This is a genomic window from Kitasatospora sp. NPDC059577, from assembly GCF_042735475.1.
GTDB lineage: Bacteria > Actinomycetota > Actinomycetes > Streptomycetales > Streptomycetaceae > Kitasatospora.
Map to the genome: position 1 here is coordinate 7,440 of NZ_JBHWBZ010000098.1, position 12,883 is coordinate 20,322.

Here is a 12,883-nt window from a genome sequence, read left to right on the forward strand (position 1 = left end):
GACCGGAGGGCCGAGGTGGTCGAGGCGACGGCGGCCGCCTGCGCGTTGCGCGACCCCCGGGCGCGGGGCCCGGGGGCGCGGGGGGCCGCTGAACTTCCTTGCCCGGACCGCCTTCGCCGACGGACGGCGGCTGGCTGACGGACGGCTGACAGACCGACCACTGGCTGACGGCCGGACGGCTGACGGACCCGGCCGGGCCCGGCCGGTCACTCCGCCGGGGCGCCCGCCTCGACCGTCGCGCCGGGGCGCTCGGCCGGCTCCCCGCCCGCCACGCCCTTCGCCGGCCTCGGCGCCGGCCGGGCGTTCTCGGCGTGCACCTCGACGGAGGCCTCCACCGAGACCACCACCTGCTCGCCCGAGCGCTGCCCGGCCCGGATCGAGTCGATCCTGGCCAGCACCTTGCTCCGCAGGTCGGCCGGGGTGTCGTCGCACCCGCAGGAGCGCTTGATCAGCGCCTTGATCGCCTGCTCCAGCCCGTACTGCTTCAGGCAGGGCGAGCACTCCTCGAAGTGCACACGCAGCTTGGCGCAGTCGCCCTCGGCCATCTCGTTGTCGAGGAATTCGTAGAGGTGGTCGAGGACCTCGCCACACTCGGTGTCGTGCGGATCGCCGCAGCTCATGAGCCCGAGCCCTTCGCTTCCTGCCCTGCCCCGCTGCCGGCCGGGACGAGCCCGCGCTCACGGGCGTAATCCTCCAGCATGCCGCGCAGCTGACGGCGGCCGCGGTGCAGCCGGGACATCACCGTACCGATGGGAGTACCCATGATGTCCGCGATCTCCTTGTACGCAAAGCCTTCTACGTCCGCGAGATAGACGGCGATCCGGAATTCCTCCGGGATGGCCTGGAGCGCGTCCTTCACGTCGCTGTCGGGGAGGTGGTCGAGCGCCTGGGTCTCGGCCGAGCGCAGACCGGTCGACATGTGCGACTCGGCCCTGGCCAGCTGCCAGTCCTCGATCTCCTCCGCCGCGGTGCGCTGGGGCTCCCGCTGCTTCTTGCGGTACGAGTTGATGAACGTGTTGGTGAGGATGCGGTACAGCCAGGCCTTGAGGTTCGTGCCCTCGCGGAACTGGTGGAACGACGCGTACGCCTTGGCGAACGCCTCCTGGAGCAGGTCCTCCGCGTCGGCCGGGTTGCGCGTCATGCGCAGCGCCGCCGAGTACATCGGATCCAGGTAGCCCAGGGCGTCGCGCTCGAAGCGCTCCCGCCGGGCCTCCTCGCTCTCCTGCGCCGACACCCGGTAGGTGTCCTCACCGATCGCCTCGGCCAGCTCCTCACCGGTGAGCGCCTCGCCCGCAGGCCGGACCTCGTCCGGGCCACGGCCCGGCTCGGCCTCGTGCTCGGTCCCGACGACCGGACCCACCTCCTCGGCATGACGGCCACGGCCCACAGCGGGCCGCCCAGAAATGGAGGATATCGGGCTGACGGGCTTCTCGCCCGCGTCTATCCACTCCGGCCAGGAGGGGGCGAACGCCGTGGCGGCCTCGCGCTCCTCTGGCCGTTCGGGGCACGCGATCGAACCCATCTGCCCTGCCTCTCACCGGTGGTTCGTGCTGACGAGCATGTCAACCACACCGGCCCCGCCCGCATTCCCGCCCGCGCCCGCCATCCACCCGAACGGGTGAGCGATCGGAAACTCCCTGCTCACGGAAACGACAACGACAACGGCAACGGCGGCGCAGCCTCGGCCACGGCCTCACAGCAGCCGCAGCACCCAGTCCCCCACCGCCGCGCAGATCAGGTCCAGCGTCTCGTCCTCCCCCACCGGCGCCCGCTTGGGCACCGCGAAGCCGTGGCCGCCGTACGGCACCGCCACCAGCTCGTGCCCCGCCGGCAGCGGCGGGAACTCCTCCGGCCCGCCGAACGGGTCCTGCCCGCCCTGCACCACTAGCGTCGGCAGTCCCGACCCCAGCAGCTCCTCCGCCCGGCTCTTCTCCGGCCTGCCCGGAGGGTGCAGCGGGAACGCCAGCGCCACCACCCCCACCGCCCCGGTGGTCGCCCCCGTCCGGCAGGCCACCCGCGCCCCCGCGCTGCGCCCGCCCACCACCAGCGGCAGTCCCGACCCGGCCAGGTGCTCGGCCACCGGCCGCCAGCCGAGGTCCAGCGTCCTCGGCGCCGGGCCCAGCTTCCTACCCGCCACCCGCCAGGGCTGCTCGACCAGCGCCACCGTGATCCCGCGGGCCGGCAGCCTCCCGGCCAGCGCCACCAGGTCGCGGGCCTCGATCCCGCCGCCCGCGCCGTGCCCGAGCGCCAGGACGGCCTTCGGCTCGGCGGCCCGGTGGTGGGTGATCCGGGCCTCGCCGGCCTCGGTGGTGACGAGTTCGGTGGTCATCTCCGCTTGGCTCCCAAGTGCTTCAGAACAGGGTGGTCTCGTACTCGACCTCGGTCCACGGATCCTTGAGCTCCGGGCCGTTGTTGCGGATACTGCCGACCGCCGGCGACACCGGGGTGGCCAGCAGGGCGCCGGGCGGCGGGGGTATCAGCAGCCGGCGCAGCGCGTCCGGGTCGGTCAGCCTCGGGTCCAGCCACGCGTCCCAGTCCGGCGGGTCGAGGAACAGCGGCATCCGCTCGTGGATCGGCGCCAGCGACTCCTCGGCGTCCGTGGTGACGACCGTGAACGTCACCAGCCAGGCCTCGGGGTGCCCGGGCGGCACGGCCCGGTTGCGCCAGAACTCGTACAGCCCGGCCAGTGCCAGCGGGGTGCCGTCCGCCCGCGAGACGAAGTACGGCTTCTTCCGCGCCTTGCCCCGCTCGCCCGGCACCGTCTGCCACTCGTAGTAGCCGTCCACCGGCAGGACGCACCGGCGCGCGGCGAAGGCCTGCCGGTACGAGGGCTTCTCGTGCACGGTGTCCGACCGGGCGTTGATCATCTTCACCGCCGTCTCCGCGGTGTTCGACCACTGCGGCACCAGCCCCCAGCGCAGCACCCGCAACTGCCGCACGGCCCGCGACTGCTCCCGGCCCATCCGCTCCAGCACCACGAAGGCGCTGTCGGTCGGCGCGACGTTCCAGTTCGGCTCCAGAGTCTCCTCCGGGTCCCACTGCTCGACGTCGAACAGCTCGACGATGTCCTCGGGCTTGCTGCTGGCTGCGAACCGACCGCACATGCGGGCCAGCTTGCCATGCCGCCCGTCCCCGCCACTTCCTCACCGCATCCTCATGCCCCGGCCAGAACCGCCCGCTCCCGCCCGCCCGTCCCCGCATGGGAGGCTGCCCCGAACGGCCCAACGCAGCGGAGGAGGCGGGAAGACCCGATGAGCACCGACGACCAGACCCTGAGCGCCCTGTGGGACCAGGTCACCGGCACCCAGTCCGCCCCGCCCGGCTGGCTGGTCCTGGCCACCGGCGGCGCCGCCCTGCTCGCCGTCCTCGCCCGCCCGCTGTGGCACGTCGCCCGCAACGCCGTCACCATCGCCCACGAGGGGGGCCACGGCCTGGTCGCGCTCGTCACCGGCCGCAAGCTCGCCGGCATCCGGCTGCACTCCGACACCTCGGGCCTGACCCTCTCCTACGGCCGCCCCACCGGCCCCGGCATGGTCCTCACCGCCGCCGCCGGCTACACCGCCCCCGCGCTGCTCGGCCTCGGCTGCGCGGCCCTGCTCGCCGCCGACCGGATCACCCTGCTGCTCTGGCTGGTGATCCTCCTGCTGCTCGCCCTGCTCCTGCGCATCCGCAACGCCTTCGGCCTGTTCACCGTCCTCGTGGCCGGCGGCGCCTTCTTCCTGGTCTCCTGGTTCGGCAGCGCCGAGGTCCAGGCCGGCTTCGCCTACCTCGGCTGCTGGTTCCTGCTCTTCGGCGCCGTCCGCCCGGTCCTGGAGCTGCAGCACCAGCGCCGCATCGGCTGGGCCCGCGACTCCGACGCCGACCAGCTCGCCCGGCTCACCCACGTCCCCGCCCTCGCCTGGGTCACCGTCTTCCTGCTCGTCGCCCTCGCCTGCCTCGCCCTCGGCGCGAGCTGGCTGCTCCAGCCCCTGCACTGACCCGCCCCGAGCAGCCTCCCGGAGGCGAGCGGGCGAACCCCGCCCCGAGCAGCCTCCCGGAGGCGAGCGGGCGAACCCCGCCCCGAGCCGAAGGGGCGCGCCGGTACCGAAAGGGAGACCGCGAGGGAGCGAGGCACGAGCGAGGGAGCACCGACCGTCGGCACCGGGTCCGAGCGCCCCGGAGGCGAGCGGGCGATTAGCAGCCCGTTCCGGTACGGCCCCTAGACTTGCCACATGACCGAGACCCCGTGGCCCGCCCCCGTCGCCACCAGCCCCGTCGACGCCACCGTCACCATCCCCGGCTCCAAGTCGGTCACCAACCGGGCCCTGGTGCTGGCGGCTCTCGCCGAGAAGCCCGGCTGGGTGCGCCGCCCGCTGCGCAGCCGCGACTCCCAGCTGATGGCCGACGGCCTGCGTGCCCTCGGGGTCACGATCGAGGAGACGGTCAACAACGACGCGGGCGGCACCGGCGGCGGCGAGGCCTGGCGGGTCTTCCCCGCGCCCGCGCTGCGCGGTCCGGCCTCCGTCGACGTCGGCAACGCCGGCACGGTCATGCGTTTCCTGCCCCCGCTCGCCGTCCTGGCCGACGGCCCGGTGCACTTCGACGGCGATCCGCGCTGCTACGAGCGCCCCCAGCACGGCGTGATCAACGCCCTGCGCGCGCTCGGTGCCCGGATCGACGACGGCGGCCGCGGCGCGTTCCCGCTCACCGTCCACGGCACCGGTTCCCTCGACGGCGGCCCGGTCGAGCTGGACGCCTCGTCGTCGTCGCAGTTCGTCTCGGCCCTGCTGCTGTCCGGTGCCCGCTACAACCAGGGCATCGAGGTCCGGCACGTGGGCGGCCCGGTGCCGTCGCTGCCGCACATCCGGATGACCGTCGAGATGCTGCGTCTGGCCGGGGCCCAGGTCGACGCCCCTGAGGACGGCGGCGAGAAGGACGTCTGGCGGGTCACCCCGGGTGCCCTGATCGGCCGCGACCTGGTGGTCGAGCCGGACCTGTCCAACGCCGCGCCGTTCTTCGCCGCCGCCCTGGTCACCGGCGGCCGCGTCACCGTGCGGGACTGGCCCAAGCACACCACCCAGCCCGGCGACCAGCTGCGCGAGATCTACACCCGGATGGGTGGCGCCTGCGAGTTCACCGACGAGGGCCTGCAGTTCACCGGCACCGGCCGGATCCACGGCATCGAGGCGGACCTGCACGACGTGGGCGAGCTGACCCCGGTGATCGCCGCGGTCGCCGCGCTCGCCGACTCCGAGTCCCACCTGTACGGCATCGCCCACCTGCGTCTGCACGAGACCGACCGGCTCGCGGCGCTCGCCAAGGAGATCAACGATCTCGGCGGCGACGTCACGGAGACCGAGGACGGTCTGCGGATCCGTCCGCGCCCGCTGCGCGGCGGGGTCTTCCACACCTACGAGGACCACCGGCTGGCCACGGCCGGCGCGGTGCTCGGCCTCGCCGTGCCCGGTGTCGGGGTGGAGAACGTCGCCACGACCGCCAAGACCCTCCCCGACTTCCCGGGGATGTGGGCGGAGCTGCTCGGCGGGGCGGGCGGCGCGGACGGAACGACGGCGGACGTCTGAGCGGGGACTGAGCACATGCGCCGCTACGGCAAGGACGCCGACGAGGACGACATCCGCAACCGCCCGGCCCGCCGGGGTTCCCGGCCGCGGACCAGGATCCGGCCCAAGCACGAGGACGCCGCCGAGGCGATGGTGCTGACCGTCGACCGGGGCAGGGTGACCTGCCTGGTCGACCCGGGCACCAAGCAGGAGCGCGAGATCATCGCCATGAAGGCCCGCGAGCTGGGCCGCAAGGGCGTCGTCGTCGGTGACGTGGTCAATCTGGTCGGTGACCTCTCCGGGGACGCCGACACCCTCGCCCGGATCGTCCGGGTCGAGGAGCGCAGCTCGGTGCTGCGGCGCACCGCGGACGACGACGACCCGTACGAGCGGATCGTGGTCGCCAATGCCGAGCAGTTGGCCATCGTCACCGCCCTGGCGGACCCGGAGCCGCGCCCGCGGCTGATCGACCGCTGCCTGGTGGCCGCCTACGACGCGGGCATGGAGCCGCTGCTGGTGCTCACCAAGGCGGACCTCGCCCCGGCCTCGACGCTGCTGGACTCCTACGCCACGCTCGGCATCCAGTACGTGGTCACCCGCCGCGACGAGCTGGAGACGACCGGCGCCGAGGCCGTCCGGGAGTACCTGCGCGGGCGGTCCACGGTGTTCATCGGCCACTCCGGTGTCGGCAAGACCACCCTGGTCAACGCGCTGGTCCCGGACCGTCAGCGGCAGACCGGCCGCGTCAACGCGGTCACCGGCCGCGGCCGGCACACCACCGTGTCGGCGCTCGCGCTGCGGCTGCCCCCGCCGCCGGGCGTCAAGCCGGGCTCCCGGAAGGCGCTGGACCCGGGCTGGGTGATCGACACCCCGGGCTTCCGTTCCTTCGGCCTCTCGCACATCGACCCGTCGCGGGTCATCCTCGCCTTCCCGGACCTGGAGCCGGGTACGGTCGACTGCCCGCGCGCGTGCAGTCACGACGAGCCGGACTGCGCGTTGGACGCCTGGGTCGCCGACGGCCACGCCGAGGCCGCCCGGCTCTACTCGCTGCGCCGTCTGCTGGCCAGCAAGGAGGGCGAGCTCGACTGAGTCCGGCGCGCCCCGCCGCTGTGCGGCGGGGTTCGCGGCCCGTTCGAGGTGTCGGACGGCGCCCGCCTGGTGATCATAGGAAGGTCGGGCCGGGCACGGTCCGACCGTCGATCCACTGGGAGGGCACGCGATGGCATGGGCCCTGGTGGTCCTGGCAGGCCTGCTGGAGACCGGCTTCGCGATCAACCTCAAGCTCAGCGAGGGCTTCACCAAGCTCTGGCCCACCATCAGCTTCTGCGCGTTCGCCCTCGGCAGCTTCGGCCTGCTCACCCTGTCCCTGAAGAGCCTGCCGGTCGGCCCCGCCTACGCGGTGTGGACGGGCATCGGCGCGGCCGGCACCGCCGTCTACGGCATGGTCTTCCTGGACGAGACCACCTCGGTGCTCAAGCTGGTCTCGATCTCCCTGGTGATCACCGGGGTCATCGGCCTCCAGCTCAGCGGCACGGCGCACTAGCGTCCCGGCGCGCACGGCGCCGGCTCCCGCCCGGGGAGCCGCCTGCGCGGTGCGGGCGGGCCCGACACCGCTCCGTCCCGCTCCGCGAGCCCGGCTGTGTCGATCGGGGCTGGCTCGCTAGGGTTTCGGGCATGGCCGATTACCACGACGATCTCCGACTCGCCCACGTCCTCGCCGACTCGGCCGACTCGGTCACCCTGGAGCGCTTCCGCGCCCTCGACCTGAAGATCGAGACCAAGCCCGACCTCACCCCGGTGAGCGACGCCGACAAGGCTGCCGAGGAGCTCGTGCGCAGCGTGCTCCAGCGCGCCCGCCCGCGCGACGCCGTCCTGGGCGAGGAGTTCGGCCTGCAGGGCTCCGGCCCGCGCCGCTGGGTGATCGACCCGATCGACGGCACCAAGAACTACATCCGCGGGGTCCCGGTCTGGGCGACCCTGATCGCCCTGCTGGAGGACGGCCCGGACGGCGTCGAGCGCCCGGTGGTCGGCATCGTCTCCGCCCCGGCGCTGCAGCGCCGCTGGTGGGCGGCCAAGGGCCTCGGGGCCTTCGCGGGCCGCAGCCTGACGAAGGCCTCCCGGATCCACGTGTCCGGCGTCTCCCGGATGGAGGACGCGTCCTTCTCCTACTCCTCGCTCACCGGCTGGGAGGAGCGCGGCCGCCTCGACCCGTTCCTGGACCTCACCCGCGCCTGCTGGCGCACCCGCGCGTACGGCGACTTCTGGTCCTACATGATGGTCGCCGAGGGCGCCGTCGACATCGCCGCCGAGCCCGAGCTGTCGCTGTGGGACATGGCGGCCAACTGCGTGATCGTCGAGGAGGCCGGCGGCCGCTTCACCGGCCTGGACGGCGTCCCGGGTCCGGGCGGCGCCGACGCCGTCGCGTCCAACGGCCTGCTGCACGAGGAGACGCTGCGCCGACTGAGCGTCTGACGCAGCGCCGGCCGGGCGTCCGACGCCGCGCCGACGTGGTGCGGCCCCCTCGGCCGGTGGGAGCCGGTCGAGGGGGCCGCCGTTCATCCGGGCCGGGTGCTACTGCTTGCGCAGCTCCCGGACCGCCGCGTCCAGCCGCTGCCCGTAGTCGGCGTCGGCCTTGCGGAAGTTGTCGACCGCCCGCTCCACGATGTCCTCGCGGTCGGCGGAGACCTTGGCGATGAAGCCGGCCAGGTTGGCGATCAGCCGCTGCTTCTCGTCCTCCGAGAACAGCCGGTACAGGGTGCCGGCCTGCACGAAGTCGTCGTCCTCGGCGTGTGCGGGCGTCGCGTGGGTGCCGGTGGTGCCGTCGACGGCGGTGGCGGCCCACAGCGGACGGCCGGTCTGCACCGGGCCGCCGAAGCTGTTCGGCTCGTAGTTCTTCTGCCGTCCGTGGCGCCCGTCGTACAGGTGGCCGTCGCGGCCGTTGGTGCGGGCCTCGGTGGCGTGCGGGCGGTTCACCGGCAGGTGGTCGGCGTTGATGCCGACCCGGTAGCGGTGGGCGTCGGCGTACGCGAACAGGCGGCCCTGGAGCATCTTGTCCGGGGACGGGCCGATGCCGGGCACGAAGTGCGCCGGGGAGAAGACCGACTGCTCGACCTCGGCGAAGACGTTGTCGGGGTTGCGGTTGAGCTCCAGCCGGCCGATCTCGACCGGCGGGTAGTCGGCGTGCGGCCAGACCTTGGTCAGGTCGAAGGGGTTGAAGCGGTAGGCCGCGGCGTCGGCCGCGGGCATGATCTGGACCTGCACCGTCCAGCTGGGGTACTCGCCGCTCTCGATCGACCGGCGGAGGTCACGCTGGTGGCTGTCCGGGTCCTCGCCGGCGAGGGTGTTGGCCTCGGCCTGGGTGAGGTTGCGGATGCCCTGGTCGGTCTTGAAGTGGTACTTGACCCAGAAGTGCTCGCCGGCCTCGTTCTGCCACTGGTAGGTGTGCGAGCCGTAGCCGTTCATGTGGCGGTAGGAGGCCGGTATGCCGCGGTCGCCGAAGAGCCAGGTGACCTGGTGGGTCGCCTCGGGCGACAGGCCCCAGAAGTCCCAGACGTTGTCGGCCTCCTGCGAGCCGGTGTACGGGTCTCGCTTCTGGGTGTGGATGAAGTCGGGGAACTTGATGGCGTCCTTGATGAAGAACACCGGGGTGTTGTTGCCGACGAGGTCGTAGTTGCCCTCCTCGGTGTAGAACTTCAGCGCGAAGCCGCGCGGGTCGCGCACCGCGTCGGCCGCGCCGAGGTTGCCCGCCACGGTGGAGAAGCGCAGGAAGACCTCGGTCTGCTTGCCGACCTCGGACAGGAACGCCGCCCTGGTCCAGGGCGTGACGTCGGCGGTGACCGTGAAGGTGCCGTACGCACCGGCGCCGCGGGCGTGCACCACGCGCTCCGGGATCCGCTCGCGGTTGAAGTGCGCGAGCTTCTCGAACAGCAGCTGGTCCTGGATCAGTGCCGGGCCGCCGGTGCCCGCGGTCTCGGTGTTCTGGTTGTCGGCGACGGGGGCACCCGCCTCCGTGGTGAGGGTCGGGCGCAGCTCGTCCTGCGTGGTCATAACGGGTGCCTCCACGGGGTCCGGTCGTGATGACACGATCCTAACTTGGACTTTGTCCAAGTCAACACTGGAATCAATCCCGGACGGTGACTTAATCTGGTGGACATGGACGACCTGCTGGAGAGACTGCGCGAACGCGGCTGGCGGCTGACCTCGCAGCGGCGGGTCGTGGCCGAGGTCCTCGGCGGCGAACACGTCCACCTCACCGCCGACGAGGTGCACGCCCGCGCCGCGGCCCGGCTGCCCGAGATCAGCCGCGCCACCGTCTACAACACGCTCGGCGAACTGGTCGCCCTCGGCGAGGTCCTGGAGCTCGCCACCGACGGCCGCGCCCGGCGCTACGACCCCAACGCGCACCGCGCCCACCAGCACCTGGTCTGCTCCGGCTGTGGCGCGATCCGCGACGTCCACCCGCACGGCGACCCGCTCGCCGCGCTGCCCGCCGCCGAGCGCTTCGGGTTCGCGGTCACCGCCGCCGAGGTCACCTATCGCGGCCTGTGCCCCGACTGCCTTCCGCAGCACGGCGGTTGAGCCGCCGGCGCGCTCGCACCGACGGCGCCCCCGTACCGGCCCGGGCCCCGGCCCTGACCTGCCGCCGGACGCCCGCTACGCGCTCAGCTCGGCGTGCAGCGCGCCCAGCAGGCGCCCGGCCCGCTCCGCCACCTCGGCCGGCCCGTAGTCGATCGCCCGCCGGCACCAGTTCTCCGCCTGCACCGGCTCGCCCCGGCGCAGCGCCAGCAGCGCGAGCCGCAGCGCCGCCCGCCCGTGCCCGGCGTCCGCGGCCCGGGTGTACCAGAGCATCGCCTCGGCCTCCCTGTCCTGCCGGGCCAGCAGCAGCCCCAGGTTGAACGCGGCGCTGCGGCTGCCGGCCTCGGCGGCCCGCCGGTACCAGCTCTCGGCGATCTCCAGCGCCCCGCGCTCGGCTGCCCGCACGCCCATCCGCACCTGCGCCCGCCGGTGCCCGGCGTCGGCGGCCAGCGCGTACCAGTGCTCGGCCTCGGCGTCCGCGTCCCCGCGCCGGTCCAGCAGCGAGGCCAGCCGGAACGCGCCCTCCGCCGAGCCGCCCGCCGCGGCCTGCCGGTAGCGCTCCAGCGCCCCGGACAGGTTGCCGCGCTGCTCCTGGACGACGGCGAGCTGCAGCGCCGCCTCCCCGTGCCCCTCGGCGGCGGCCCGCGCGTACCACTCCTGGGCCTGCCGCTGCTCGCCGCGCCCGGCGTGCAGCACGCCCAGGTTGAAGGCGCCGTCCACACTGCCGGCCTCGGCCGCCTTGGAGAACCACGGCTCGGCGCCGGACTCGTCGCCGCGTTGCAGCAGCACCACGGCCAGCGCGTTGCAGGCCTCCCGGTGCCCGGCGTACGCGGCCCGGCGGTACCACTGCTCGGCCTGCTGCTCGCGGCCGGTGCCGGCGCAGAGCAGGCCGAGGTTGAAGGCGCCGTTCTGGTCGCCCGCGTCCAGCGCGGCGCGGTACCAGCGCTCGGCCTCCTTGGCCTCGCCGCGGCTCGCGTGCACCGCGCCCAGCGCGTTGGCGGCGTTGCCGTCCCCGGCCTCGGCCGCCTCCTGCCACCACTCGGCGGCGGCCGCGACGTCCCCGGCGTCGCGCAGCAGGAAGCCGAGCGCGCAGGCCGCGCGCGGCTCCCCGTTCTGCGCGGCCTGCCGGTACCAGCGGGCCGCCTCGTCCAGCAGCGACTGCTCGGTGCGGGCGCGCTCCTCCAGCAGCACGCCCAGGCGCAGCGCGGCGCGGGCGTGGCTGCGGGCGGCCGCGGTGCGGTACCAGGCCTCGGCGGTGTCCTTGTCCCCGGCGGCCTCGCGCATCCGGGCCAGCCGGTAGGCGGCCTCCCGGTGCCCGGCGTCGGCGGAGACCTTGAACCAGCGCTCGGCCCGGACGTCCCGCCGGTGCTCCATCAGGTCGCCCAGCGCGTAGGCGCCGAGCGGGTGCCCGTGGTCGGCGGCGAAGTGCAGCCAGTACTCGGCGGCCTCCTCCTCGCCCTGGTCGCGCAGCTGCAGCCCGAGCGCGTGCGCGGCCGGGGCGCTGCCCGCGACGGCGGCCTGGCGCCACCACTGGCCGGCCTCCGCCCGGTGGCCCTGCTGGTGCAGCAGCACGCCGAGGTTGTTGGCGGCGGAGCGCACCCCGGCCGCGGCGGCGGCGCGCAGGTACGGTTCGGCGTCCTCCAGGTCGCCGCGGCGCAGCAGCAGGGTGCCGAGCCGGGTCGCGGCGTCCGGGTCCCCGCCGTCGGCGGCCTGCCGGTGCCGGGCCTCCAGGGCGGCGGACTCGCGGGCGGCGAGCGCGGTCTCGAAGCTGGTCGGGTCCAGGCCCGCCGGGTCGAGCGCGGCGCCGGAGGGCGGCTCCTCCCCGGGCTGCTCCCCGTACGCGCCGACGGCGGCGGCGAACTGACGGGTGGACACGTGGACCAGGCTGTCGGGGCCGTAGCCCGGGGTGGGGCGTTCGGACAGGCCGCTGGTGCGCTGGGCCGGCAGGGCCCCGGGGCGGTTCTCGGGGCTTTCGGGGCTTTCCGCCCAGGCGTCGGTGTCCGCCTCGGGCGCCGCCGCGGACTTGGCGCCTGACTTGCCGATAAGCCTCATGCCGACTCCCGCTCCCCCAGAGTGTCGCGGCATCGTTCCCCGGCCTGCGGCCGGGGGGACTCCCAGGAGAGGCGCCGGACCCGACGGCTGATCAGCAGCCGTGCACCGTCCCCCGTGTGTCCCATCGTCGCATCACCTGCTACCCGCGTACACCTGCCCCGGCCGAATTCGAGCGGGGCCGACCCGAAGCCGACGAAATTGCTTCGGCGCTTTGTCGATTTCCCGACACTTCCACCCCACAAACCCCGCTGCCGTCCTCCTTGGCGACGGTCGATAGTACCGGAGCGGTTCCCACCGCTTACGGACGAGAGCGCTCCGGGAAACACCAGAGGCCCGGAGGAAGGATCCTCCGGGCCTCTGGCCTTTGTAGCGGGGACAGGATTTGAACCTGCGACCTCTGGGTTATGAGCCCAGCGAGCTACCGAGCTGCTCCACCCCGCGTCGGTAGGTGAACCATAGCACGGAAACGACAGGGGTCCGTCCGGGTGATCATCCGGGGCCCCGCACACGTCCGAACGGGAACGCCCGCCCACCGGAGCGGCGGGATACCGGCGGGCACGGGCAGCACCGGAGAACTCCGGGAAACACCGAAGGCCCGGAGGAAGAATCCTCCGGGCCTCCGGCCTTTGTAGCGGGGACAGGATTTGAACCTGCGACCTCTGGGTTATGAGCCCAGCGAGCTACCGAGCTGCTCCACCCCGCGTCGGTAGGTGAAC

The 12,883-nt window shown here is 73.8% G+C and carries 12 protein-coding genes and 2 tRNA genes; 6 read left to right on the forward strand and 8 right to left on the reverse strand.

The window, feature by feature from the left end:
• Positions 1–206 precede the first annotated feature (206 nt).
• The 4 genes from rsrA to ACFV0O_RS39705 form a co-directional block, all read right to left on the reverse strand.
• Positions 207–620 carry a mycothiol system anti-sigma-R factor gene (gene rsrA / locus ACFV0O_RS39690; RefSeq protein WP_380349409.1) on the reverse strand — a complete coding sequence of 138 codons (414 nt, stop codon included), beginning with the start codon at positions 618–620 and terminating at the stop codon, positions 207–209.
• Positions 617–1,360, reverse strand: a complete 744-nt coding sequence (locus ACFV0O_RS39695) for a sigma-70 family RNA polymerase sigma factor (protein WP_380349411.1) — start codon at positions 1,358–1,360, stop codon at positions 617–619. Before ACFV0O_RS39695 ends, rsrA begins: the two co-directional genes overlap by 4 nt.
• Before the next feature lie 333 nt (positions 1,361–1,693).
• Entirely contained in the window at positions 1,694–2,329 is a 636-nt protein-coding gene (locus ACFV0O_RS39700) for an alpha/beta family hydrolase (RefSeq protein ID WP_380349413.1), read from the reverse strand.
• A 22-nt stretch (positions 2,330–2,351) separates the two neighbouring features.
• Positions 2,352–3,104: an SOS response-associated peptidase gene (locus tag ACFV0O_RS39705; protein WP_380349416.1), complete on the reverse strand. Its 753-nt coding sequence runs from the start codon at positions 3,102–3,104 to the stop codon at positions 2,352–2,354.
• Positions 3,105–3,251: 147 nt separating this feature from the next.
• Between ACFV0O_RS39705 and ACFV0O_RS39710 the strand changes: the two genes are divergently transcribed.
• From ACFV0O_RS39710 to hisN, 5 genes are all read left to right on the forward strand, one after another.
• On the forward strand, positions 3,252–3,977 hold the full coding sequence (locus tag ACFV0O_RS39710; RefSeq protein ID WP_360259486.1) for a M50 family metallopeptidase: 726 nt from the start codon (positions 3,252–3,254) through the stop codon (positions 3,975–3,977).
• Between the two features lie 234 nt (positions 3,978–4,211).
• The gene (gene aroA, locus ACFV0O_RS39715; RefSeq protein ID WP_360259487.1) at positions 4,212–5,561 is read left to right on the forward strand and encodes a 3-phosphoshikimate 1-carboxyvinyltransferase; all 1,350 of its coding nucleotides are present in this window, start codon (positions 4,212–4,214) and stop codon (positions 5,559–5,561) included.
• Positions 5,562–5,576: 15 nt separating this feature from the next.
• Positions 5,577–6,629, forward strand: coding sequence for a ribosome small subunit-dependent GTPase A (rsgA, locus tag ACFV0O_RS39720; RefSeq protein ID WP_360259490.1), 1,053 nt, complete (start codon positions 5,577–5,579; stop codon positions 6,627–6,629).
• 130 nt (positions 6,630–6,759) lie between these two features.
• Entirely contained in the window at positions 6,760–7,083 is a 324-nt protein-coding gene (locus ACFV0O_RS39725) for a DMT family transporter (protein WP_380349421.1), read from the forward strand.
• Between the two features lie 131 nt (positions 7,084–7,214).
• On the forward strand, positions 7,215–8,012 hold the full coding sequence (hisN, locus tag ACFV0O_RS39730) for a histidinol-phosphatase (RefSeq protein ID WP_360259495.1): 798 nt from the start codon (positions 7,215–7,217) through the stop codon (positions 8,010–8,012).
• A gap of 99 nt (positions 8,013–8,111) precedes the next feature.
• Here hisN and ACFV0O_RS39735 read toward each other — a convergent pair whose 3' ends face one another.
• Positions 8,112–9,587, reverse strand: coding sequence for a catalase (locus tag ACFV0O_RS39735; RefSeq protein ID WP_380349424.1), 1,476 nt, complete (start codon positions 9,585–9,587; stop codon positions 8,112–8,114).
• A gap of 105 nt (positions 9,588–9,692) precedes the next feature.
• Between ACFV0O_RS39735 and ACFV0O_RS39740 the strand changes: the two genes are divergently transcribed.
• The gene (locus tag ACFV0O_RS39740; RefSeq protein WP_360259500.1) at positions 9,693–10,118 is read left to right on the forward strand and encodes a Fur family transcriptional regulator; all 426 of its coding nucleotides are present in this window, start codon (positions 9,693–9,695) and stop codon (positions 10,116–10,118) included.
• Between the two features lie 75 nt (positions 10,119–10,193).
• Here ACFV0O_RS39740 and ACFV0O_RS39745 read toward each other — a convergent pair whose 3' ends face one another.
• From ACFV0O_RS39745 to ACFV0O_RS39755, 3 genes are all read right to left on the reverse strand, one after another.
• The gene (locus tag ACFV0O_RS39745; RefSeq protein WP_360259503.1) at positions 10,194–12,167 is read right to left on the reverse strand and encodes a tetratricopeptide repeat protein; all 1,974 of its coding nucleotides are present in this window, start codon (positions 12,165–12,167) and stop codon (positions 10,194–10,196) included.
• Between the two features lie 367 nt (positions 12,168–12,534).
• Positions 12,535–12,608: transfer RNA gene (locus ACFV0O_RS39750), tRNA-Met, on the reverse strand.
• Positions 12,609–12,796: 188 nt separating this feature from the next.
• A tRNA-Met gene (locus ACFV0O_RS39755) sits at positions 12,797–12,870 on the reverse strand.
• Positions 12,871–12,883: the final 13 nt, after the last annotated feature.